This window comes from Burkholderia pseudomultivorans (genome assembly GCF_001718415.1).
GTDB classification, from domain to species: domain Bacteria; phylum Pseudomonadota; class Gammaproteobacteria; order Burkholderiales; family Burkholderiaceae; genus Burkholderia; species Burkholderia pseudomultivorans_A.
In genome coordinates, this window is record NZ_CP013378.1 from 4,067,444 (window position 1) to 4,089,336 (window position 21,893).

Below are 21,893 nucleotides of genomic sequence, written 5' to 3' on the forward strand. Positions count from 1 at the left end.
CCGCATGCGCGCCCTCGCACAAGGAGTCCAACAATGACCAAGAAATCCGCACTCGCGCTGTCGCTCGCACTCGCCGCTGCCGTTCCCGTCGCGCTGACGCTCGCGTCGCCCGCCGCGCACGCACAGGCCGTGAACCCGCACTTCCCGGAGCCGGCCGGCGTGCTGTCGCTGTCGTCGCAGGCCAGCGCCGACGTGCCGCAGGACATCATCCACATCACGCTGTTCTACGAACAGCAGGCGAAGGATCCGGGCAGCCTCACGTCCGCGCTGAACCAGCGCGCCGACGCCGCACTCGCTCAGGCGAAGGGCGTGTCGGGCGTCACCGCGCACACGGGCGCGTTCTCCGTCTATCCGAGCACCGACCGCGACGGCAAGATCTCCGCCTGGCGCGGCCGCACCGAGGTCGTGCTCGAATCGCGCGATTTCGCCGCGGCATCGAAGCTCGCGGGCCAGCTGTCGAACCAGATGCAGGTCGCGAACGTCGAGTTCTCGCTGTCGCCGGAGGCGCAGCGCGCGGCCGAGCAGAAGCTGACGACCGAAGCGATCAAGTCGTTCCGCGCACGCGCGGACGAGGCCGCGAAGGCGTTCGGCTACAGCAGCTACACGATCCGCGACGTAAACGTCGGCGGCGGCCGCAACGTGCAGCCCTACCCGCGCATGATGGCGATGGCCGCGGCGCCGATGGACAGCGCGAAGATGAGCGCGCCGATCTCGGTCGAAGGCGGCAAAGCGACCGTGTCGGTCACCGTCAACGGATCGGTGCAGATGAAGTAACGCACGACTGCTGCCCCGCATGTGCAAACGCCGGCCCGCAGGCCGGCGTTTGCCGTTTACGCGCGAGGCGATCGATGCGCGGCGCCGGCGCATGCGCACCGGCGCCGCCTCGCTCATGCGGTCGCGTTCGCCGTGCGGCGGCGATATGCCCACACCATCAGCGCGACGCCCGCGAGGATCATCGGCAGCGACAGCCACTGCCCCATCGACAGCCCGAGCGCGAGCAGGCCGAGGAAGTCGTCGGGTTCGCGCGCGAACTCGACCGTGAAGCGGGCAAGGCCGTAGCCGATCAGGAACAGCGCGGACACCGCGCCCATCGGCCGCGACTTGCGCGAGAAGAAGAACAGCAGGAAGAACAGCACGATCCCTTCGAGCGCGATTTCGTAGAGCTGCGAAGGATGACGCGGCAGCATCTGGTACTGCATGAACACATCGGCGAGATGCCACTTCTCGACGAGGTCCGGATGCTTCGGCAGCCATGCGGCGTCGTCGCGCATCGCGCCCGGGAACAGCATCGCCCACGGCGCATGCGGATCGGTCACGCGCCCCCACAGCTCGCCGTTGATGAAGTTGCCGAGGCGCCCGGCCGCGAGCCCGGTCGGCACCATCGGCGCGACGAAGTCGGTGACCTGCAGCCAGTGGCGCTTGCGCTGCCACGCGAACAGCACCATCGCGAGCGTCACGCCGAGAAAGCCACCGTGAAACGACATCCCGCCTTCCCACACCTTGAACACGTCGAGCGGATGCGAGAAGTAGAAGTCGGCCTTGTAGAACAGCACGTAGCCGAGCCGGCCGCCGAGCACGGTGCCGAGCACGCCGTAGAACATCATGTCGTCGATGTCCTTCGCGGTCCAGCCCTGCGCGGCCACATGCGGCAGCTTCAGGCGGATCCGGCCGACGACGATCGCCGCGATGAAGCCGACGAGATACATGAGGCCGTACCAGCGTACGGCCAGCGGCCCGAGATGGATCGCAACGGGGTCGAAATTCGGGTGAATGATCATGGGTTAGCGATGAAGTTTTCGAATGCGGTGCGGCGCGCCGGCACCGCGCATTGGACGGCGCCCGCGCGTCATCGTTCGCGTCACGCGGCCGCGCACTGCGCGCGCACGACGTCGATGAAGCCAGCCAGCACCGGGCTCACGTCGCCGGTGCGCCAGACGAGGCCCGTCTCGACGACCGGCGCCTCGCCGGCGAGCGGCCGGTACGCGACGCCGGTGCGCCGCAGGTTACGCAGCGACTGCGGCACCAGTGCGACGCCCATGCCGGCCGACACGAGGCTGACGATCGTCTGCATCTGGATCGCCTCCTGGCCGATGCGCGGGGTTTCCCCCGCCGCGCCATAGCAGCCCGTAATGATGTCATAAAAGCCGGGCGCCAAACGTCGCGGGAAGATCACGAGCGGCAGCGCGGCAATCTCGGCGAGCTGCACGGGTTCGTGCTCGGGCGCGTCGGACAGCGCCGCCGGCATCGCCACCACCAGCGGCTCGCGCACGACCGGCAGGTACGACAGTTCGGCCGCGTGGCGCGGCGGCACCGGCGGGATCACGAGCCCCGCGTCGATGCGGCCGGCGACGAGTTCGTCGATCTGCACGTCGCTGGTCGCCTCCGCGAGTTGCAGCCGCACCTGCGGATAGCGCGCGCCGAACGCGCGCAGCAGCGACGGCAGCAGCCCGTAGTCGGCCGTCGACACGAACGCGAGCGCGAGCGAGCCGGCCTCGCCGCGCGCGAGCCGCCTGGCGAGCGGCGGCAGCGCTTCGGCCGCTGCGAGCAGCCGCCGCACGTCGGGCAGCAGCGCCGCGCCGACCGCCGTCAGCGCGACCGAGCGCTTGGTGCGCACGAACAGCGCGACGCCGAGCGCCTCCTCGAGCGCGCGGATCGCCTGCGACAGCGGCGGCTGCGTGATCGACAGCCGCTCGGCCGCGCGGCCGAAATGGCGCTCGTCGGCGACAGTCGCGAAATAGCGCCACTGGCGCAAGTCGGGGACCGGATCGGTCATGCGTCACTCATTCGTAAAACGACCTAATAGGTCACAAATAATATATTGGACAGGCCTTAACCGAAACGCCATTCTTGCTTCATCCGAACCGGCGCACCGGTCGCAGGCGTCCTGCCGGCGTCGCCCCTACAACGATGGAGTCCCCCATGCCGTACAACCGTCGCTCGAAGCACATCACGCAAGGCGTGGCCCGCTCGCCGAACCGCTCGATGTATTACGCCCTCGGCTATCAGGAGGACGATTTCGACAAGCCGATGATCGGCATCGCGAACGGCCACTCGACGATCACGCCTTGCAACTCGGGGCTGCAGCGCCTGTCGGACGCCGCCGTCGCGGCCGTCAAGGCGGCCGACGCGAACCCGCAGATCTTCGGCACGCCGACGATCTCGGACGGCATGTCGATGGGGACCGAAGGGATGAAGTACTCGCTGGTGTCGCGCGAGGTGATCGCCGACTGCATCGAGACCTGCGTGCAGGGCCAGTGGATGGACGGCGTGGTCGTGGTCGGCGGCTGCGACAAGAACATGCCCGGCGGGATGATCGCGCTCGCGCGCCTGAACGTGCCGGGCATCTACGTGTACGGCGGCACGATCCGCCCCGGCAACTGGAAGGGACGCGACCTGACGATCGTGTCGGCGTTCGAGGCCGTCGGCGAGTTCACCGCGGGCCGGATGTCGCAGGAAGACTTCGAAGGGGTCGAGAAGCACGCGTGCCCGACCTCCGGCTCGTGCGGCGGCATGTACACCGCGAACACGATGAGTTCGTCGTTCGAGGCGCTCGGCATGTCGCTGATGTACTCGTCGACGATGGCGAACCCCGATCAGGAAAAGGTCGATTCGGCCGCCGAATCCGCGCGCGTGCTCGTCGAGGCCGTGAAGCGCGACCTGAAGCCGCGCGACATCATCACGAAGCAGTCGATCGAGAACGCGGTGTCGCTGATCATGGCGACCGGCGGCTCGACCAATGCGGTACTGCACTATCTCGCGATCGCGCATGCGGCCGAAGTCGACTGGACCATCGACGATTTCGAGCGGATCCGCAAGCGCGTGCCGGTGATCTGCGACCTGAAGCCGTCCGGCCAGTACGTCGCGACCGACCTGCACCGCGCGGGCGGCATTCCGCAGGTGCTGAAGATCCTGCTCGACGCGGGCCTGCTGCACGGCGACTGCATCACGATCACCGGCCGCACGATCGCCGAAGAGCTGAAGGACGTGCCGTCGGTGCCGCGCGCCGACCAGCAGGTGATCTTCCCGATCGAGCGCGCGCTGTACAAGGAGGGCCATCTCGCGATCCTGAAGGGCAATCTCGCCGAGGACGGCGCGGTCGCGAAGATCACCGGCCTGAAGAACCCGGTGATCACGGGCCCGGCGCGCGTGTTCGACGACGAGCAGAGCGCGATGGACGCGATCCTCGGCGACAAGATCCGCGCGGGCGACGTGCTCGTGCTGCGCTACCTTGGCCCGCAGGGCGGCCCCGGCATGCCGGAAATGCTCGCGCCGACCTCGGCGATCATCGGCAAGGGGCTCGGCGAATCGGTCGGCTTCATCACCGATGGCCGCTTCTCGGGCGGCACCTGGGGGATGGTGGTCGGCCACGTCGCGCCCGAGGCGTTCGTCGGCGGCACGATCGCGCTCGTGCAGGAAGGCGACTCAATCACGATCGACGCGCATAAGCTGCTGCTGCAGCTGAACGTCGACGATGCGGAGCTGGCGCGCCGCCGCGCCGCGTGGAAGCAGCCGGCGCCCCGCTACACGCGCGGCGTGCTCGCGAAATACGCGGCGCTCGCGCGGCCGGCGAACCGCGGCGCGGTGACCGGCTGACCGGCCGCGGCGTCATGCAGCCCCATTTAACGGCGCGCACCGGGGAACGCGCAAAACGCGTTTTCCCTTTGCTTTTATAATGCGCGGACCGTGAAGCCGGCCGTTGCGCCGGCGGAGAACTGCATGAAACAGACGATATTGCGCGCGCTGCTGGCGACGCTGCTGACCGGCAGCGCAGCGGCCGCGCACGCCGAACAGGCCGACGGGCTCGCGCTTGCGCAGCGCAAGAACTGCATGGCGTGCCACGCGGTCGGCAAGCCGTTGATGGGCCCGTCGTTCCACGACATCGCCGGCAAATACGCCGCGCGCAGCGACGCGGGCGACTACCTCGCGCAATCGATCGTGAAGGGCAGCGTCGGCGTCTGGGGCAACGTGCCGATGCCGGCCAATACGCAATTGACGAGCACCGAGGCGCATGCGCTTGCGCAGTGGGTGTTGTCGTTGCGCTGAATCCGTAGCACCTGTCGGGGACGGAACACGTCCCTCGTTCGAACGGCAGGCCGGCCCTCGTCGCCACGCAGGCAAGCCGACTGTCGCCCGCCTTCCCTCTTTTCCGCCGCCGCGCCGCGCGCGCTCAGCCCGAATTCCCGGCCCGCCGCCGCGCGATCTCCTCGTCGACCGCGTCGCGGACCCACTCCATCACTTCCGTTTCGAGCGCCAGCGCCACTTCACGCGTGATCTGGCCGACCAGCCACGCCGAATGGTCGTGCAGCGCGTCGCGGCAACGGGCCTCGATGGTTTCGCGCCCCGCGCCGGTCAGATAGCTCGTCAGACGATTGCGCAGGCGCTCGGCGATATGCTGCGCGTCTTCGGCCGTGAGCGCGGTCGCGGCTTCGGCGGGTTGCGCCGAGTCGGAAATCGGCCTGCCGGCCGGTTCCGAGCCGATGGCCGCATCTCCGGGGCCGGCAACGGTCGCAGGCCCGTCAGCGCCCGATATGGCCGTTTGCGGCACGCCCGACACTGGCTCGAGCGGCGCATGCCCGTGCGCGGCCGTCGGATCGGCATGCGGCGACAGGGCGTCCGCGGCCAGCGCAGACGCGAGCGGCGCGTCCATCGCCGCATGTTCGGCGACGACACGCTGCGCGGCGGCCGGCTCGGCCGGCGCATCGGCGTCGCTGGGGATCGCGGCCTCGGCGCGCGGCGGCCATTCGACCGCCGGCACGTCGGGCGTCGGCACCGGCTCGACCACGACGGTATCGGGGTCGGCTTCGACTTTAGGCGGTACGGGGGGCGCCGCGCCGCCGCCCGGCGCGATCACGTCGGTCAGCACCGGCAGCGCCGCGTCGTCGTGCGGCTGCGGCGCGCCGGCAGCCGGCGGACGCGCGCGGTCGGGATTGCCCGGCACCAGCACGTCGGTCAGCGTCGGGATCGAGGATGATTCGGCTTGTGTCACGGCAGCACTCCGTCGACGGTTTCCGCTAGTGTAGTGGGCAATGCCGGCTCGCAGCGCGGGCGAGGCCGCGCAACGCCGCCTCCAGGTGAAAGCGCGGCGCATCGGTGCCGCCCCGCCTCGGACACCGCGCTAGTCGCCCTGCTTGTAGTTGTTCAGCGCGTAGCCGCGATCGCGGTAGAAGCGGTAGCGCTCGCGCCCCGCGGCCAGTTCGTCCGGCGCATTGCCGACCACTTCGAGCAGGCGCTCGAAGCGTGCGAACTGCGCGGGCACGGCCGCGCCGAGGTTCAGCAGCACATGATGATGCGGCGCGCGGTCGAGGTCGGCCGCCAGCACGATCGGCGTGCCGGCCGCGTGCGCGCTGTCGACGCCGCAATGCGGGATGAAGTCGAGCGGCGAGAACGTCCACAGCCGCTCGTCGAGCGCGCGCAGCCGCGCGGGCTCGGCGAGCACGACGACCGGCTGCCCGGCCTGGTAGGCCTTGCGCAGCAGCCGGCACGCGTACGCGAGCGAATCGCCGACGTTCGAGTGGAAGTCGATCCGCGTCATCGTCCGCGCACCTGCAACAGCTTGCGTGCCGCCATCACTGGCCGGCGCGGTCGATCAGGAACTGCGTGAGCAGCGGCACCGGACGGCCCGTCGCGCCCTTCGCCGCGCCGCTCTTCCACGCGGTGCCGGCGATGTCGAGGTGCGCCCACGGGTACGCCTCGGTGAAGCGCGACAGGAAGCACGCGGCCGTCACGCTGCCGGCCGGACGCCCGCCGATGTTCGCGAGATCCGCGAAATTCGACTTCAGCTGGTCCTGGTACTCGTCGTCGAGCGGCAGGCGCCATGCCGGGTCGTTCGCCTCGCGCGACGCGTCGAGCAGTTCGCCCGCGAGCGCGTCGTCCTTCGAGAACAGCCCGCTGTTGTGATGGCCGAGCGCAATGATGCACGCACCCGTCAGCGTCGCGACGTCGATCACCGCCGCCGGCTTGAAGCGCTCCGCGTAGGTGAGCGCGTCGCACAGGATCAGGCGGCCCTCGGCGTCGGTGTTCAGCACCTCGATCGTCAGGCCCTTCATGCTGGTGACCACGTCGCCCGGCTTCGTCGCGTTGCCGCCCGGCATGTTCTCGCAGGTCGGGATGATCGCGACGACGTTCAGCTTCAGCCCCATCTCGGCGACCGCACGCATCGTGCCGAGCACCGAGCCGGCGCCGCACATGTCGTACTTCATCTCGTCCATGCCCTCGCCCGGCTTCAGCGAGATGCCGCCCGTGTCGAACGTGATGCCCTTGCCGACCAGCACGACCGGCGCGGCCTTCGCGGCGGCGCCCTGGTAGTGCAGCACGATGAACTGCGGCGGCTCGACCGACGCGCGCGCGACCGACAGGAACGAGCCCATCTTCAGCGCCTGGATCTGCTTGAGGCCGAGGACCTCGGCCTTCAGGCCCCAATCCTTCGCGAGCTGCTTCGCGGTGTTGCCGAGATAGGTCGGCGTGCAGACGTTGCCCGGCAGGTTGCCGAGATCGCGCGTCAGGTCCATCCCGTTCGCGAGCGCGACGGCCTGCTTGACTGCGAGCTTCGAAGCCTTTTCGTCCGCCGGATCGACGCTGAACACGACGCGCTTGAGCGTGTGCGACACCGGTTCCGGCTTGCTCTTCATCTGCGTGAAGCGGTAGGTCTCGTTGCGCAGCGCGAGGATCGCCGCGCGCACGCCCCAGTCGGAGCCGCGCTCGTCGACCGGCAGTTGCGCGAGCGTGAAGGTGACCTGGACGACCTTGGTCGCGAGCAGCGCGCGCCATGCGGCCGTCGCCGCGTCGTTATAGGCTTTCTGGTTGAAAGCATCCTGCTTGCCGAGGCCGACCAGCAGCACGCGCGATGCGCCGATGCCCGACACTTCGGGCAGGAACAGCGTCTTGCCGCGCTTGCCGTCCATGTCGCCGGCCTTCACGACGCGCGAAATCAGTCCCTTGGTGGCCGTGTCGATGTCGAGCGCCGCGCCGGACAGCGTCTGCGCCTCGAAGATGCCGAGCACGATGCAGTCGGACTTCCCGGTCAGGAACCCCTTGGCCTCGCCTTTGCTCCAATCACAGCCTTTTATGCTAAAGTCCATCGCGCTTGTCCTCGGATAAAATCTGGGCTAAGGATGAAAGCCGCAATTATCCGCTATTTTTCCCGTGGCGGCGCGAGCGCTCCACCACGCGTGCGCAGCCTCCCGCCCTCTTCTCATCAAGAATGATCTTCGAACGCTCCCTCCAGCGCGAGCTTGCGTATACGGCTGGCGCCGTGTTCATGGTGCTGCTCACGATCATGCTCACGACGATGATGATCCGCATCGTCGGCTATGCCGCGTCCGGCGAAATCGATCCGCGCGACGTGCTCGTGCTGATCGGCCTGACCGTGATCGGCTACCTCGCGGTGATGCTCGTCGTCACGCTGTTCGTGTCGATCCTGTTCGTGCTCACCCGGTGGTACCGGGACTCCGAAATGGTCGTCTGGCTCGCGTCCGGCGTGAGCCTCACGCGCCTGATCAAGCCGATCGGCGTGTTCGCGACGCCGATCATCCTGCTGATCGCGTTCTTCGCGTTCGTCGGCTGGCCGTGGTCGAACCAGCAGAGCAAGATGATCAAGGCGCGCTTCCAGCAGCGCGACGAAATCTCGCTGCTCGCGCCGGGCCAGTTCCGCGAATCGGCGACGAACCATCGCGTGTTCTTCATCGAGAAGATGACACCCGACCAGAGCAAGGTGCAGAACGTGTTCGTGACCTCGACCGAGAACGGCAAGGTCAACGTCGTCGTGTCGCAGACGGGTCACACCGAGACCCGCGACGGCGACCGCTTCGTCGTGCTCGAGAACGGCCGCCGCTACGACGGCACGCCCGGTCAGCCGAACTTCAAGATCATGGAGTTCCAGCGCTACGGCGTGAAGATCACCAGCACGCCGGTCGTCAACGTGCCGACCACCAACAGCACGCCGACGCTCGACCTGCTGCGCAACCCGACGCGCGACAACCTCGCCGAATTCGCGTGGCGCGCGGGGCTGCCGCTGATCGCGATCAACCTGATGGTGCTCGGCATCCCGCTCGCCTATCAGAACCCGCGCCGCAGCCGCACGATCAACCTCGTGATGGCGGTGCTGATCTACCTCACGTACTCGAACCTGCTGAACGTCGTGCAGGCGCAGATCGAGCAGGGCAAGATGTCGTTCGGCGTCGGCCTGCTCGGCCTGCACCTGATCGTCGCGGCGATCGTCGGATTCATCTTCTGGTTGCGCGTGCGCAATCGTCCGCTGTTCACACGCGCGCTGTTCGGCCGCTCGGGAGCATGATCGATGCGGCTCTATGAAAAGTACTTCGCGCGACAGATCTACGTCACGTTCGTCTTCATCCTGTTCGCGTTCTCGGGCCTGTTCTTCTTCTTCGACCTGATCAGCGAACTGAACTCGGTCGGGCACGGCAACTACAAGTTCGGCTACGCGGTGCTGCGCGTCGCGCTGCAGACGCCGTCGCGCTTCTACGAGATCATCCCGGTCGCCGCGCTGATCAGCGCGATCTACGTGTTCGCGCAGATGGCCGCGAACTCCGAATTCACGATCTTCCGCGTGTCGGGCCTCGCGACCAACCAGGCGCTGCGCTCGCTGCTGAAGATCGGCGTGCCGCTCGTGATCGTCACCTACCTGATCGGCGAGTTCGTCGGCCCGTATGCGGATCAGCTGTCCGAACGCGTGCGGCTGCAGGCGCTCGGCGCGTCGGTGTCGTCGAACTTCCAGTCGGGCGTGTGGGTGAAGGACACGCTCGCGGCCCGCGAGAACGGCGAGCAGGTCACGCGCTTCGTCAACGTCGGCAGCCTGTCGCCCGACTCGACGATCAGCAACGTGCGGATCTACGAATTCGACTCGAAATTCCAGCTGCAGAACGTGCGGATCGCGCAGAAGGGCAGCTACGAGCCGCCCGGCCACTGGCTGCTGAAGGGCGTCACCGAGACCGAGCTGACGCCGATCAAGCCGATCGCCGGCCAGCCGGCCGACGCGCTGAATCCCGTGTACCGGTCGCAGCAGGTCACGCTGCCCGAATACCGGCTGCGCTCGGACCTGACGCCGCAGATCCTGTCGGTGCTGCTCGTCTCGCCGGAGCGCATGTCGATCATCAACCTGTTCCGCTACATCCAGCATTTGCGCGAGAACCAGCAGGACACGCAGCGCTACGACATCGCGCTGTGGCGCAAGCTGCTGTATCCGTTCGCGGTGTTCGTGATGCTGGTGCTGTCGCTGCCGTTCGCGTACCTGCACACGCGGGCAGGCGTGGTCGGCGTGAAGGTGTTCGGCGGCATCATGCTCGGGATGAGCTTCCAGCTGCTCAATACGCTGTTCTCGCATATCGGCACGCTGAACACCTGGCCCGCGCCGCTCACCGCGGCCACGCCGGGCCTGATCTATCTCGCGCTCGGCCTGTTCGCGCTGAAATGGGTCGACCGGCACTGAGCGCCGCGCACCCGACGGAGGTTTCGACATGAGTTCGCACGGCATCGTCCTGTTCGGTCACGGCGCACGCGATCCGCGCTGGGCCGAGCCGTTCGAGCGGCTCGCCGCGCGGCTGCGCGGCGCCAGCTCGCCCGCCTCCCCCGCGCCGCTCGTGTCGCTCGCGTTCCTCGAACTGATGACGCCTTCGCTCGGCGAAGCAGTCGCCGCGCAGGCCGCGGCCGGCTGCGCGCATGTCACCGTGGTGCCGGTATTCTTCGGCCAGGGCGGCCACGTGCGCCGCGACCTGCCGCAACTGGTCGACGCGTGCCGCGCCGCGCATCCGGGCGTCGAGATCCGCTGCGCGACGGCGGTCGGCGAAGACGACGGCGTGCTCGACGCGATCGCACGCTACTGCCTCGACCAGCTCGGAAGCGACGACGCGTGACACGCGCAACGGTCGCGCTCAAATGAAAAACGCTGGCCTTCGCCAGCGTTTTTCATGTCGGACGACGTCGCGATCAGGCGGCGTTCCGCAGCGCATCGCCCTCTTTGACGTCGCGCACCCGCTCCGCGAACGCATCGCCGATCATCAGCAGGCTCGGCTGCGCCGGATCGAGCCACGCCTGCGCGTCGCCGGCCGCCATCTGCGCGAGCGTGAGCGTCAGCGTGCGCTCGCGCGCGGTGCTGCACGCCTCGACGATCGCCACCGGCGTGGCCGGCGCACGGCCCGCGTCGATCAGCTGCTGCGCGATGCCGGGCGCGCTGTCGCGGCCCATGTAGTAGACCATCGAATCGGCGCGTGCGGCTTCGCGAATCTCGTCGCTGCCCGGCGCACGGCTGTGCGTCGCGAACGCGACGCTGCGCGCGACGCCGCGCAAGGTCAGCGAGCGCTTCAGCGTCGCGGCGCCGGCAAGCGCCGCGGTGATGCCCGGCACGATCTCGTAGTCGATGCCGGCCGCTTCGAGCGCGCGCATTTCCTCGTCAGCACGGCCGAACAGCATCGGATCGCCGCCCTTGAGCCGCACCACGCATGCATGCTCGCGCGCCGCGTCGACGATCTGCTTGTTGATGAAATGCTGCGCGGTCGAGCGCTGCCCGCAGCGCTTGCCGACCGCGATCCTGCGCGCGTGCGGCGCATAGTCGAGCATCGCGGGCTCGACGAGCGCGTCGTGCAGCACGACGTCCGCGCGTTCGAGCAGCCGCGCGCCGCGAACCGTGATGAGGTCGGCCGCGCCCGGCCCTGCTCCGATCAGATAAACCTTGCCCATTTCAGTCACTTCGCTTGGTCCGAAAACGGCCGCTGCAGCCCGCGCCGCCGCGAAGCGGCGCGGTATGCCGGTTACGCCGAGTAGGCCCGGATCATGCCGGCCGCGACCGTGTGATGCGTCGCCTCGTCGATCAGCACGAACGCGCCGGTGCCCGGATGCGCGTCGTACGTGTCGCAGACGATCGGCTTTTGCAGCGTCAGCGCGACGCGGCCGATGTCGTTCATCTTCAGGTCCTGACGGTCGGTCGCGTGCGACAGCGTATGCACGTCGAGCACCTGCTTGACGCCGCCGATCTTCGCGAACACCGTGCTGGTGGTCTGCTTCAGCAGGTACTTGCGCTGCGGCGACAGCGGCGCTTCGTCGAACCAGCACAGGTCGGCCTCGAGCTTCTTCGCCGGCGTCACCGGTTCGGCGGCCGTGACGAACATGTCGCCGCGCGACACGTCGACGTCTTCCGCGAGGCGGATCGTCACCGTCTGGCCCGCGAACGCGTGCGCGACCGACGCGGTGCCGCCCGGCACCGGCGCGACGATCTCGGCGACCGTTGCGGTGCGGTTCGACGGCAGCACGGCGATCGCGTCGCCGACCTTCACTTCGCCCGACTCGATGCGGCCCATGTAGCCGCGGAAATCGTCGGCCGAGCTGCCGTCCTGGCGCGCGACCCACTGCACCGGGAAACGCAGCGCGTCGTGCGCCTGCGTCTCGACCGGCAGCGATTCGAGCACGTCGAGCAGCGGCTCGCCCGCATACCACGGCATGCGCTCGCTCGCGCCGACGATGTTGTCGCCCTTCAGCGCCGACACCGGCACGAAGCGCACGTCGCTCAAGCCGAGCTGCTTCGCGAGCGTCACGTAGGCGTCGCGGATCTCATTGAAGCGCGCCTCGCTGTAGTCGACCAGGTCCATCTTGTTGATCGCGACGATCACGTGTTGCAGCGCGAGCAGCTTGACGATCGCGCTGTGGCGCTTGGTTTGCGGCAGCAGTTCCGCGACGCCGTTCTCGACCGTCACGCGCGTCGCGTCGATCAGGATGATCGCGGCATGCGCGGTCGACGCACCCGTCACCATGTTGCGTGTGTACTGCTCGTGGCCCGGCGTGTCGGCGATGATGAACTTGCGCTTGGCGGTCGCGAAATAGCGATACGCGACGTCGATCGTGATGCCCTGCTCGCGCTCGGCTTCCAGCCCGTCGGTCAGCAGCGCGAGGTCGAGCTCGTCGCCGACCGTGCGCTTGTTCTTCGCGCGCGACAGCGCGGACAGCTGGTCGGACAGCACGGCCTTGCTGTCGTACAGCAGGCGGCCGATCAGCGTGCTCTTGCCGTCGTCGACGCTGCCCGCGGTGATGAAGCGCAGCACGCCGAGGTCTTCGGTGTTCTCGATGATGCTCATGATGTGAATGTCCTCGTGTGCTTCAGAAATAACCCTGCTTCTTGCGCTGCTCCATCGCGGCTTCGGAGGTCTGGTCGTCCATCCGCGTCGCGCCGCGCTCGGTGATCTCGGTCACCGCCGTCTCGGCGATGATCTTCTCGACGTCGTCCGCGTCGCTCTCGACCGGGCACGTGCAGGAAATGTCGCCGACCGTGCGGAACCGCACCTGCGCGACTTCGCTCGTCTCGCCGTCGCGCATCGGCGTGAGCGGCGTGACCGGCACCAGCAGCCCGTTGCGGCGCACGATCTCGCGCTGGTGCGCGTAGTAGATCGACGGCAGCTCGAGGTTTTCGCGCGCGATGTACTGCCACACGTCGAGTTCGGTCCAGTTCGAGATCGGGAACACGCGCAGGTGTTCGCCGTTGTGCAGGCGTGCGTTGTACAGGCTCCACAGTTCCGGACGCTGCGCCTTCGGGTCCCACTGGCCGAATTCGTCGCGGAACGAGAAGATGCGCTCCTTCGCGCGCGCCTTCTCTTCGTCGCGGCGCGCGCCGCCGATCATCGCGGTGAAGCCGTGCTGCTCGATCGTCTCGAGCAGCGTGACGGCCTGCGCGGCATTGCGCGAATCGGTTTCGCGGCGCAGCACGACCGTGCCGCGCTTGATCGAATCCTCGACGTGGCCGACGATCAGCTCGGCGCCGATCTCCTGGGCGCGACGGTCGCGGAAGTCGATCACCTCGTCGTAGTTGTGGCCCGTGTCGATGTGCACGAGCGGGAACGGCAGCGTGGTCTTGCGGTTCGCGCCGAGGCCGAACGCCTTCAGCGCCAGGTGCAGCACGACGACCGAATCCTTGCCGCCCGAGAACAGCAGCGCCGGCTTGCTGCACTCGGCGACCAGCTCGCGCAGGATATGGATCGACTCGGCTTCGAGCCAGTCGAGGTGGCCCATGCGGCTGTCGGCGCCGGTGGGCGGGGCAAAGGCGGATTGCTCGAGCGTCGTGCTCATGATTTCAGTCCTTCTCTTCCGGGTTCGTGCCGCCCGCTGTCGCGGGCGGCGCAATATTCAGTGTCTTGTCGGCTTTCAGTGCGCGGCGCCGGCTTCGGCATTCGCGGGAATCGGCGTGATCGTCGTGATGTGCAGCCCGCATTCCTTCGTGTCGCGCGACTCCCACCACCAGCGGCCCGCGCGGCTGTCCTCGCCGGGGCGAATCGCGCGCGTACAGGGCTCGCAGCCGATGCTCGGGTAGCCGCGCGCATGCAGCGGATTGACCGGCACGTCGAACGCCTTGAGGTACGCCCACACGTCGTCTTCCGTCCAGTCGGCGAGCGGGTTGTACTTCGCGATCCCGCGCGCCTCGTCCTGCTCTTGCTCGTGCAGCTCGGCACGCGTGACCGACTGCTCGCGACGCTGGCCCGTGACCCACGCGCCGACGTCCGACAGCGCGCGGTTCAGCGGCTCGACCTTGCGGATGTGGCAGCACGACTTGCGCAGCTCGACGCTCTCGTAGAACGCGTTCAGCCCGTGTTCGGCCACATATTGATCCACCGCGTCCTGCTGCGGATGAAACTGCTCGATCTCGTAGCCGTAGCGCTCGCGCACGCGGTCGATCATGCCGAGCGTCTCCGCGTGCAGGCGGCCCGTGTTCAGCGAGAAGATGCCGATCGACACGCCCTTCGACAGGATCGCGTGCGTGAGCAGCATGTCTTCGGCTGCGAGGCTGCTCGCGAGCTTCACCTTCGGATGGCGCGCGGCGATCTGCGCGAGCAGCGCGTCGAGCCGCTCGACCTTCGCCGCGAGTTCCGGCGTCAGCGCGGTGGCGGTCGCGGTGCTCATGCGCTCACCTTGGTGTCGGCCGACGCGGCACGGCGGCGGAACAGCGGCGCGGGCTCGTCGAACGCACCCTGGTAACGCTGCGTGAACTCGCCGAACGCGTTCAGCGCGTCGTGGATGTCCTTGTCGGCGCGCACCGCGAACGCATCGAAGCCGCAGCGCGACATGTACAGCAGCTGGTCGCGCAGCACGTCGCCGATCGCGCGCAGCTCGCCCGTCCAGCCGTGACGCTCGCGCAGCAGGCGCGCGATGCTGTAGCCGCGACCGTCCGCGAAGCGCGGGAAATCCACCGCGATCAGCGAAATCGCGCCGAAGTCGGCCGCGAGATCGGCCGGCTCGCTGTCCGGCGCGAGCCACACGCCCAGTTCGTCCTTCGTCTTCGCGGCGACCAGCGCTGCGCGCTCGGCCTGCCACAACGCGAGCGGCACCAGCACCTTGCCGGCCGGCAATGCGTCGACCGCGGGCAGCGCGCCGTCTTCCGACGCGCGCACGACCTGCCATGCGTCGTCGATCACTGCGCGGTTCTTGATAATCGAAGCCATCTGCAAATTCCTTCTAGCCGGTGGGTTAGGCGTTCACTGCCTGGCGCGCCGCATACACGCGCTCCTTGAACGGCGCGATGCCGATGCGGTCGTACGTGTCGATGAAGCGCTCGCCGTCGATGCGCGACTCGACGAACGTGTCGATCAGCTTCGCGATCACGTCCGGCACCTCTTCCGCCGAGAACGACGGCCCGATCACGCGGCCCAGGCGCGCGCCGTCGCGGCCCGTGCCCTGCTCGCCGCCGAGCGACACCTGGTACCACTCGGCGCCGTCCTTGTCGACGCCGAGGATGCCGATGTTGCCGACGTGGTGATGGCCGCACGAGTTCATGCAACCGGAAATGTTCAGCGACAGGTCGCCGAGGTCGTACACGTAGTCGAGATCGTCGAAGCGCTGCTGGATCCCCAGCGCGATCGGGATCGACTTCGCGTTCGCGAGCGAGCAGAAGTCGCCGCCCGGGCACGCGATGATGTCGGTCAGCAGGCCGATGTTCGGCGTCGCGAAACCGGCGGCCTTGGCCTTTTCCCACACCGCGAACAGGTCGCGCTTCTTCACGTTGGCGAGAATCAGGTTCTGCTCGTGCGACACGCGCAGCTCGCCGAACGAGTACGCATCGGCCCAGTCCGCGACCAGCTCCATCTGCTTGTCGGTCGCGTCGCCCGGCGCCGCGCGGTGATCCTTCAGCGACAGCGTGACGGCCGCGTAGCCCGGCACCTTGTGCGGCGCGACGTTGCGCTCGACCCAGCGCGCGAACGCCTTGTTCTCGAGCAGGTGCTGCTCGAACGACGCGTCGGTGTCGGCCAGCTTCTCGTAGACGGGCGGCTTGAAGTACTGCGACACGCGGTCGAGTTCGGCCTGCGTGAGCGTCGACGGGCCGTCCTTCAGGTGCTGCCATTCCTCCTCGACCTGCTGCGCGAACTTCGCCGGCGACAGCGCCTTCACGAGGATCTTGATGCGCGCCTTGTACATGTTGTCGCGGCGGCCGTAGCGGTTGTACACGCGCAGCACGGCTTCGCAGTACGTGAGCAGGTGCTGCCACGGCAGGTCTTCCTTGATCACCGCGCCGACGATCGGCGTGCGGCCGAGGCCGCCGCCCGCGAGGATGCTCGCGACCACCTCGCCCTGCGCGTTCTTCTTCAGGTACACGCCGAGGTCGTGGATCTGCACGGCCGCGCGGTCGTGCTTCGAGCCCGACACCGCGATCTTGAACTTGCGCGGCAGCCATGCGAATTCGGGATGGAACGTCGACCATTGACGCAGGATCTCGGCCCACGGACGCGGATCGATCTCCTCGTCCTGCGCGACGCCCGCGAACTGGTCGGCCGTGATGTTGCGGATGCAGTTGCCGGACGTCTGGATCGCGTGCATCTGCACCGACGCGAGCTTGGCGAGGATCTCGGGCGTTTCTTCCAGCTTGATCCAGTTGAACTGGATGTTCGAGCGCGTCGAGAAGTGGCCGTAGCCGCGGTCGTGCTCGCGCGCGATGCGCGCCAGCATCCGCAGCTGCTCGCTGCGCAGGTTGCCGTAAGGAATCGCGATGCGGTGCATGTACGCGTGGCGCTGCATGTACAGGCCGTTCTGCAGGCGCAGCGGACGGAACTCGTCTTCGCTCAACTCGCCCGACAGGCGGCGGCGCACCTGATCGCGGTACTGCGCGACACGCTCGTCGACGATCGTCTGGTCGTACTGGTCGTACTGATACATTCGGGGACCCCAGGGTTTTCGTGGTGACCGCGCGACGTCCTAGCCACGTCGCGCCCGAATCTCCGTTCCGCCGCTGCCGCCGGGTCATCCGCCGCCCGGTGGATTGCTAATGACGAAAACAGATATCCATATTTGAAAAACTCCGGTGAATCGTAATAAACTCGCCTTATATTTCAAACGACTAAAAAATTCTGTTGATATGCGGAAGGGTTATAAATGAACCTGCACCAATTTCGCTTCGTGCGCGAGGCCGTCCGGCAGAATTTCAACCTCACCGAGGCCGCGAAGGCGCTCTACACGTCGCAACCGGGGGTATCGAAGGCGATCATCGAGCTCGAGGACGAACTGGGCGTGGAGATCTTCACGCGGCACGGCAAGCGCGTGCGCTCGCTCACCGAGCCGGGGCGGATCATCCTCGCCTCGGTCGAGCGGATCCTGCAGGAGGTCGAGAGCCTAAAAAGGGTCGGGAAAGACTATGCGGCGCAGGACCAGGGCAACCTGACGATCGCGGCGACCCACACGCAGGCGCGCTATTCGCTGCCGGCCGCGATCGCCGAATTCAAGAAGCGCTTCCCGAAGGTGCACCTGTCGATCCTGCAGGGCAGCCCGACGCAGGTCGCCGAGATGGTGATCCACGACCAGGCCGATCTCGCGATCGCGACCGAGGCGATCGCCGACTACAAGGAGCTCGTGTCGCTGCCCTGCTTCCAGTGGCATCACGCGGCCGTCGTGCCGGCCGACCATCCGCTGCTCGAGCGCAAGCCGGTCACGCTCGACGATCTCGCGCAGTATCCGCTGATCACCTACGACGACGCGTTCGCGGGCCGCAAGAAGATCAACCATGCGTTCGCGCTGCGCGGGCTGTCGCCGGACATCGTGCTGGAGGCGATCGACGCCGACGTGATCAAGACCTATGTCGAGCTCGGCCTCGGCGTCGGGATCATGGCCGACATCGCGTTCAACCCGGAGCGCGACCGCAACCTGCGGCTGATTCCGGTCGGCCACCTGTTCGGCAGCAACGTGACGCGCGTCGCGCTGAAGCAGGGCGCGTATCTGCGCAGCTATGTGTATACGCTGGTCGAGCTGCTGTCGCCGACGCTGAACCGCAAGCTGATCGAACAGGCGCTCAAGGGCGAATCCGAATCGTACGAGCTTTGAGCCGCGTGTATAACCACAGGGGCGCACATCGCGCCCCTTTTTATTGCCCGACGGAGATTCCCGCATGACGCCTCCCGCCCTGCTGCGCCGCGCCGCCGGCGCCGCCCTTGCGCTCGCCTGCATGGCCGCGCAGGCCGACCTGAAGGTCGGCGTCGACCTGTCGTCGACCGGCCCCGCCGCCGCGATCGGCATCACGAGCAAGAACGCGATCCTGATGTGGCCGAAGACGATCGCCGGGCAGCCGCTGCAGGTGACGGTGCTCGACGACGCGTCGGACCCGGGCGCCGCCGTGCGCAACATCCGCAAGCTGGTGGACGAGGATCACGTCGACGTGGTGGTCGGGCCGAACATCACGCCGGCCGCGCTCGCGGCGCTCGACGCGGTGGCGGCCGGCCAGACGCCGATGATCACGCTGGTGGGCTCGGGCGCGATCGTCGAGCCGCAGGAAGGCGCGCGCACCTGGGCGTTCAAGATGGCGCAGAGCGACCGCGCGATGGCCGACGTGATGACGCGCTACATGGCGAACCACGGCGTGAAGACGGTCGGCTTCATCGGCTTCGCGGACAGCTACGGCGACAGCTGGCTCAACGAGTTCACGCGCTTCGCGGAGCTGCGCAAGATCCGCGTGGTCGCGACCGAGCGCTTCAACCGCACCGACGCGAGCGTCACGGGCCAGGCGCTGAAGCTGGTCGCCGCGAAGCCCGACGCGATCCTGATCGCGGGCTCGGGCACGCCGGCCGTGCTGCCGCAGCGCACGCTGATCGAGCGCGGCTACAAGGGCCCGATCTACCAGACGCACGGCATCGCGACGCCGGAATTCATCAAGCTCGGCGGCAAGGACGTGGACGGCACGCTGTTCCCGACCCAGCCGGTGGTCGTCGCGCGCACGCTGCCGGCCGACCATCCGGCCCGCAAGGCCGCGCTCGCGTTCGTCGACGCGTACGAGGCGAAATACGGCGCCGGCACCGTCACGCAGTTCGCGGGCGACGCGGCCGGCGTCTACCCGCGCCTCGCCGACGCGGTCGGCCGCGCGCTGAAGACCGCGCAGCCCGGCACGCCCGCGTTCCGCGCGGCGCTGCGGCGCGAGCTCGAACGCGCGCACGAACTCGTCGTGCCGAACGGCGTCGTCAATACCAGCGACAAGGACCACGTGGGGCTCGATCAGCGCGCGAGCGTGATGGGAATCGTGAAGCACGGACAGTTCGTCTATCTGAGCCAGTGACGGGCGGCTTGCCCGGCGGGCGGATTTCCGCCATAATCCGCGTTTCGCCGCGCACAATCGCATGCGCGGCCAGGATCAGGCCCAGGTGGTGAAATTGGTAGACGCAGGGGACTCAAAATCCCCCGCCGCAAGGCGTGCCGGTTCGATTCCGGCCCTGGGCACCATCGAATTCCTTCAAAGCCTTATCCCGTAGGCCCTCCAGCAATTCCCGGCGTATTTCTGTGGTAACTCCTGTGGTTACCCTCCTATGAAGCTACGCCTAGGCGCGCTCACCTTCACCTTGAAGAACAGCTATCTGCGTGGGGACACCTACTACTTCCCGCGCCCCATCCCCCGCGACCTCCCACGCCACTACGGCAAGAAAACCGTAAAGATCAACCTCAAGACTTCTGTTGGCCAAGCGGCGCACATGATTAACGCCCTCAACAAGCGGTATGAGGAAAGAGTGGCGGATGCTGCGCGCTGATCCGGAAGCGCTGCATTTCCCTGCAACCATCGCTCCTCCCGCCGCTCTACGGGCACAAAATCATTGCACGGGACGATCGACTGCCCCGTGCGACTCCAACGGACTATTTCTTGGGCGGCCGGCCCGCGCCGTTATGAGCAGGGCGATGCAATTCGTAGCTCTGACCGGGCTTCGGAGTTGGCGGCAGAGGCTTTCCTTTAACGGCAGTTCGCTCTTGCCCGGTGTCGCCGCCGCGCGGACCTTTTATTTCATACTCCCCCGAACGTGGGGCGATTGATCCTGGTTTAAGAGGTTTCGTCATGTTCTTTCTCAAGTTAAGTTGACGGATTGGAACTACACGGCGGCAGAGGATCTCCCCGTCCGCCGTACAACCAGCCATCAGACGCTGGGAGCTGAACGCCAGTGCTGACAGACATGCTCACGCCGGCCAAACCGCACGCGAACATAGCTGCTTACACGGACGACTTTCGGGCGCAGGCTCTGTGTGAACATGCGACACCTCCGTAGAAGCGCGCCCCAACCGAAACTCACAACTTGACTATCCGGATCTGGCAACCTACCATTCCGGGCGCACTAGAGTCGTAGTTTGCGAGGGACCACCAGGGGCAATTTGGTGTTCCTTTGCTCGGGCGTCGGGAGTCCCCACTCCCGTTCGCCTCATTTCCGACAGCATCAGTGATCAACGCTGCCGATCAAATCCTCTTCCTTAATAAAACCTCTCTTGACCCCTTCCATAACCACGAAGGGTTGCATCAGCGGATTAACGAAGCGAAAGCGAAATTTTCGTGTCGCACCGATGCGCTGCAAAATGGGGCCGCGCGCGTCTTCACACAACGCATTTAGATGCTGCGAGTACGCTGGGATGTCGTACGGTTTCCCCATGATGCGTGACATGGGCTCCCGAACGTCGGCAGCAGCAAAGTAGTTCAACGAATCCCGGTTCGTTAGTGCACACGCCAGCAGAACTTGTGGATACAGATTCTCTCGGCTACTACTCGTTGCCTTGTGATACGCGGTGACGATTGTTTGCTGGGTGCCCTTGTGCGCTTTTTCAATTGCGTTGGTTACGTCGACCGGCTGCACGTGCGTGCTATCGCGGTAGACGGCGCTTTGCAATGCGTTCAGACACAGCAAGTGCGTGTAGTGCGGCAGCCCCTGTGAGAGCACTGCGATTTTTTCGCGGGCGCTCTCATCCATCGTCATCCCAAGTACCTTGAGGCCGTTATCAATGATCTCCTTGATCTCGGCAATGCCCATACGAGGCATCCGCACCTGGACCAGAGCCCGTTCGACCGATTGGTGTTCGGCAATCAATGCGTCAACAGAGTCGGCAACACCGACCAAAATCAACGTGCTCTCGACAGAATGGTCCGAAAGATTCTTAATCGTATCGGCCAGGAGTGTCGTTGTCTCCTTGTCTTGAATTCTGTCCACCTCGTCAATCACGATCACAGTGCGCGGAATCCGTTGGAGCAAGTGACGCACATCATCCGGAGTGACAACAGGAGGAAGAAATTGAGCAAGATTGGCGGCACCGATTTGCGTTTCAGCGGTGAATCCGACGCCCCGTCCAACTGTAGGTACAGGAATCTCGCGAAACACTTTGTGCCAGAGGGACGAAAACGTCGTCGTCGGATCGCAGTTGATCGTCCCTGACGGCAAGGTGTTCGTTGTCCCTTGAAAAATGCGCGAGATGACCGTGGCGAGCGATGTCTTGCCGACGCCTCGCTCACCAAACATAACTACGTGTTGCCCGCGCTGCGAAACCGCACTGACAACCTCGTGCAATTGCTCGATGCGACCGGCGAACAACGACTTCTGGTCAATCGGCGCGCTCGGCGTAAACACCGAACCGACTTTCTGTATCCGCTCAAACCGTTCAGCTACGTCCACGAGTCACTCCCTAAATAG

The 21,893-nt window shown here is 66.7% G+C and carries 21 protein-coding genes and 1 tRNA gene; 10 read left to right on the forward strand and 12 right to left on the reverse strand.

Features of this window, described 5'->3' with window-relative positions:
• Window positions 1-33 precede the first annotated feature (33 nt).
• Window positions 34-774: an SIMPL domain-containing protein gene (locus tag WS57_RS31100; protein WP_009692313.1), complete on the forward strand. Its 741-nt coding sequence runs from the start codon at window positions 34-36 to the stop codon at window positions 772-774.
• A 113-nt stretch (window positions 775-887) separates the two neighbouring features.
• On the opposite strand, the gene lgt is transcribed toward WS57_RS31100, so the two are convergent.
• Both lgt and WS57_RS31110 read right to left on the reverse strand, forming a co-directional pair.
• A complete protein-coding gene (lgt, locus tag WS57_RS31105; protein WP_009692312.1) occupies window positions 888-1,778 on the reverse strand; it encodes a prolipoprotein diacylglyceryl transferase in 891 nt (296 codons plus the stop codon).
• 80 nt (window positions 1,779-1,858) lie between these two features.
• Complete coding sequence (locus tag WS57_RS31110) at window positions 1,859-2,773, reverse strand: LysR substrate-binding domain-containing protein (protein ID WP_059514893.1); 915 nt, start codon at window positions 2,771-2,773, stop codon at window positions 1,859-1,861.
• Window positions 2,774-2,919: 146 nt separating this feature from the next.
• On the opposite strand from WS57_RS31110, the gene ilvD reads away from it, so the two are divergent.
• Window positions 2,920-4,593, forward strand: coding sequence for a dihydroxy-acid dehydratase (gene ilvD / locus WS57_RS31115; protein ID WP_009695736.1), 1,674 nt, complete (start codon window positions 2,920-2,922; stop codon window positions 4,591-4,593).
• Between the two features lie 123 nt (window positions 4,594-4,716).
• Window positions 4,717-5,043: a c-type cytochrome gene (locus WS57_RS31120; protein ID WP_040128981.1), complete on the forward strand. Its 327-nt coding sequence runs from the start codon at window positions 4,717-4,719 to the stop codon at window positions 5,041-5,043.
• Between the two features lie 124 nt (window positions 5,044-5,167).
• On the opposite strand, the gene WS57_RS31125 is transcribed toward WS57_RS31120, so the two are convergent.
• The 3 genes from WS57_RS31125 to WS57_RS31135 all read right to left on the reverse strand — a co-directional run bounded on the left by WS57_RS31125 (window position 5,168) and on the right by WS57_RS31135 (window position 8,078).
• Window positions 5,168-5,986: a DUF2486 family protein gene (locus WS57_RS31125; protein WP_059514891.1), complete on the reverse strand. Its 819-nt coding sequence runs from the start codon at window positions 5,984-5,986 to the stop codon at window positions 5,168-5,170.
• A gap of 129 nt (window positions 5,987-6,115) precedes the next feature.
• Window positions 6,116-6,532 carry a DNA polymerase III subunit chi gene (locus tag WS57_RS31130; protein WP_009689186.1) on the reverse strand — a complete coding sequence of 139 codons (417 nt, stop codon included), beginning with the start codon at window positions 6,530-6,532 and terminating at the stop codon, window positions 6,116-6,118.
• 34 nt (window positions 6,533-6,566) lie between these two features.
• Window positions 6,567-8,078 (reverse strand): leucyl aminopeptidase, encoded by a 1,512-nt coding sequence (locus WS57_RS31135; RefSeq protein WP_009689187.1) that lies wholly within the window; start codon window positions 8,076-8,078, stop codon window positions 6,567-6,569.
• 122 nt (window positions 8,079-8,200) lie between these two features.
• On the opposite strand from WS57_RS31135, the gene lptF reads away from it, so the two are divergent.
• From lptF to WS57_RS31150, 3 genes are read left to right on the forward strand one after another with little or no spacing between them, the layout of a single operon-like run.
• A complete protein-coding gene (gene lptF, locus WS57_RS31140) occupies window positions 8,201-9,292 on the forward strand; it encodes an LPS export ABC transporter permease LptF (protein ID WP_009689188.1) in 1,092 nt (363 codons plus the stop codon).
• Window positions 9,293-9,295: 3 nt separating this feature from the next.
• The gene (lptG, locus tag WS57_RS31145) at window positions 9,296-10,444 is read left to right on the forward strand and encodes an LPS export ABC transporter permease LptG (RefSeq protein ID WP_009689189.1); all 1,149 of its coding nucleotides are present in this window, start codon (window positions 9,296-9,298) and stop codon (window positions 10,442-10,444) included.
• 28 nt (window positions 10,445-10,472) lie between these two features.
• On the forward strand, window positions 10,473-10,868 hold the full coding sequence (locus WS57_RS31150; protein WP_009689190.1) for a sirohydrochlorin chelatase: 396 nt from the start codon (window positions 10,473-10,475) through the stop codon (window positions 10,866-10,868).
• A 73-nt stretch (window positions 10,869-10,941) separates the two neighbouring features.
• Here the strand turns inward: WS57_RS31150 and cobA are convergent, their stop codons facing one another.
• The 6 genes from cobA to WS57_RS31180 all read right to left on the reverse strand — a co-directional run bounded on the left by cobA (window position 10,942) and on the right by WS57_RS31180 (window position 17,136).
• Window positions 10,942-11,691, reverse strand: coding sequence for a uroporphyrinogen-III C-methyltransferase (cobA, locus tag WS57_RS31155; protein WP_059514889.1), 750 nt, complete (start codon window positions 11,689-11,691; stop codon window positions 10,942-10,944).
• A 71-nt stretch (window positions 11,692-11,762) separates the two neighbouring features.
• Entirely contained in the window at window positions 11,763-13,079 is a 1,317-nt protein-coding gene (locus tag WS57_RS31160; RefSeq protein WP_069245271.1) for a sulfate adenylyltransferase subunit 1, read from the reverse strand.
• Window positions 13,080-13,101: 22 nt separating this feature from the next.
• Window positions 13,102-14,064 (reverse strand): sulfate adenylyltransferase subunit CysD, encoded by a 963-nt coding sequence (cysD, locus tag WS57_RS31165; protein WP_060245126.1) that lies wholly within the window; start codon window positions 14,062-14,064, stop codon window positions 13,102-13,104.
• 75 nt (window positions 14,065-14,139) lie between these two features.
• The gene (locus tag WS57_RS31170) at window positions 14,140-14,892 is read right to left on the reverse strand and encodes a phosphoadenylyl-sulfate reductase (RefSeq protein ID WP_009689195.1); all 753 of its coding nucleotides are present in this window, start codon (window positions 14,890-14,892) and stop codon (window positions 14,140-14,142) included.
• Window positions 14,889-15,431: a DUF934 domain-containing protein gene (locus WS57_RS31175; protein ID WP_009689196.1), complete on the reverse strand. Its 543-nt coding sequence runs from the start codon at window positions 15,429-15,431 to the stop codon at window positions 14,889-14,891. The genes WS57_RS31170 and WS57_RS31175 overlap by 4 nt, the downstream gene beginning before the upstream one ends.
• A gap of 25 nt (window positions 15,432-15,456) precedes the next feature.
• Window positions 15,457-17,136, reverse strand: coding sequence for a nitrite/sulfite reductase (locus WS57_RS31180; RefSeq protein ID WP_009689197.1), 1,680 nt, complete (start codon window positions 17,134-17,136; stop codon window positions 15,457-15,459).
• Window positions 17,137-17,352: 216 nt separating this feature from the next.
• Between WS57_RS31180 and WS57_RS31185 the strand changes: the two genes are divergently transcribed.
• The 4 genes from WS57_RS31185 to WS57_RS31200 all read left to right on the forward strand — a co-directional run bounded on the left by WS57_RS31185 (window position 17,353) and on the right by WS57_RS31200 (window position 19,982).
• Window positions 17,353-18,294, forward strand: coding sequence for a CysB family HTH-type transcriptional regulator (locus WS57_RS31185; protein WP_009689198.1), 942 nt, complete (start codon window positions 17,353-17,355; stop codon window positions 18,292-18,294).
• Window positions 18,295-18,358: 64 nt separating this feature from the next.
• The gene (locus tag WS57_RS31190) at window positions 18,359-19,516 is read left to right on the forward strand and encodes an ABC transporter substrate-binding protein (protein ID WP_059514885.1); all 1,158 of its coding nucleotides are present in this window, start codon (window positions 18,359-18,361) and stop codon (window positions 19,514-19,516) included.
• A 79-nt stretch (window positions 19,517-19,595) separates the two neighbouring features.
• Window positions 19,596-19,680 (forward strand) — tRNA-Leu (locus WS57_RS31195).
• A gap of 83 nt (window positions 19,681-19,763) precedes the next feature.
• On the forward strand, window positions 19,764-19,982 hold the full coding sequence (locus WS57_RS31200) for a DUF6538 domain-containing protein (RefSeq protein WP_069245272.1): 219 nt from the start codon (window positions 19,764-19,766) through the stop codon (window positions 19,980-19,982).
• A gap of 672 nt (window positions 19,983-20,654) precedes the next feature.
• Here WS57_RS31200 and WS57_RS31205 read toward each other — a convergent pair.
• Window positions 20,655-21,875, reverse strand: coding sequence for an AAA family ATPase (locus WS57_RS31205; RefSeq protein ID WP_060336949.1), 1,221 nt, complete (start codon window positions 21,873-21,875; stop codon window positions 20,655-20,657).
• Between the last annotated feature and the right edge of the window lie 18 nt (window positions 21,876-21,893).

What these genes read in the sequence shown, in the direction of transcription:
- WS57_RS31180 (WP_009689197.1), bottom strand. Translation starts at nt 17,136, where the DNA reads ATGTATCAGTACGACCAGTACGACCAGACGATCGTCGACGAGCGTGTC.
- WS57_RS31200 (WP_069245272.1), top strand. Translation starts at nt 19,764, where the DNA reads ATGAAGCTACGCCTAGGCGCGCTCACCTTCACCTTGAAGAACAGCTAT.
- WS57_RS31160 (WP_069245271.1), bottom strand. Translation starts at nt 13,079, where the DNA reads ATGAGCATCATCGAGAACACCGAAGACCTCGGCGTGCTGCGCTTCATC.
- WS57_RS31190 (WP_059514885.1), top strand. Translation starts at nt 18,359, where the DNA reads ATGACGCCTCCCGCCCTGCTGCGCCGCGCCGCCGGCGCCGCCCTTGCG.
- lgt (WP_009692312.1), bottom strand. Translation starts at nt 1,778, where the DNA reads ATGATCATTCACCCGAATTTCGACCCCGTTGCGATCCATCTCGGGCCG.
- WS57_RS31100 (WP_009692313.1), top strand. Translation starts at nt 34, where the DNA reads ATGACCAAGAAATCCGCACTCGCGCTGTCGCTCGCACTCGCCGCTGCC.
- WS57_RS31185 (WP_009689198.1), top strand. Translation starts at nt 17,353, where the DNA reads ATGAACCTGCACCAATTTCGCTTCGTGCGCGAGGCCGTCCGGCAGAAT.
- WS57_RS31175 (WP_009689196.1), bottom strand. Translation starts at nt 15,431, where the DNA reads ATGGCTTCGATTATCAAGAACCGCGCAGTGATCGACGACGCATGGCAG.
- ilvD (WP_009695736.1), top strand. Translation starts at nt 2,920, where the DNA reads ATGCCGTACAACCGTCGCTCGAAGCACATCACGCAAGGCGTGGCCCGC.
- cobA (WP_059514889.1), bottom strand. Translation starts at nt 11,691, where the DNA reads ATGGGCAAGGTTTATCTGATCGGAGCAGGGCCGGGCGCGGCCGACCTC.
- lptG (WP_009689189.1), top strand. Translation starts at nt 9,296, where the DNA reads ATGCGGCTCTATGAAAAGTACTTCGCGCGACAGATCTACGTCACGTTC.
- WS57_RS31170 (WP_009689195.1), bottom strand. Translation starts at nt 14,892, where the DNA reads ATGAGCACCGCGACCGCCACCGCGCTGACGCCGGAACTCGCGGCGAAG.
- WS57_RS31150 (WP_009689190.1), top strand. Translation starts at nt 10,473, where the DNA reads ATGAGTTCGCACGGCATCGTCCTGTTCGGTCACGGCGCACGCGATCCG.
- WS57_RS31135 (WP_009689187.1), bottom strand. Translation starts at nt 8,078, where the DNA reads ATGGACTTTAGCATAAAAGGCTGTGATTGGAGCAAAGGCGAGGCCAAG.
- WS57_RS31130 (WP_009689186.1), bottom strand. Translation starts at nt 6,532, where the DNA reads ATGACGCGGATCGACTTCCACTCGAACGTCGGCGATTCGCTCGCGTAC.
- lptF (WP_009689188.1), top strand. Translation starts at nt 8,201, where the DNA reads ATGATCTTCGAACGCTCCCTCCAGCGCGAGCTTGCGTATACGGCTGGC.
- WS57_RS31110 (WP_059514893.1), bottom strand. Translation starts at nt 2,773, where the DNA reads ATGACCGATCCGGTCCCCGACTTGCGCCAGTGGCGCTATTTCGCGACT.
- cysD (WP_060245126.1), bottom strand. Translation starts at nt 14,064, where the DNA reads ATGAGCACGACGCTCGAGCAATCCGCCTTTGCCCCGCCCACCGGCGCC.
- WS57_RS31120 (WP_040128981.1), top strand. Translation starts at nt 4,717, where the DNA reads ATGAAACAGACGATATTGCGCGCGCTGCTGGCGACGCTGCTGACCGGC.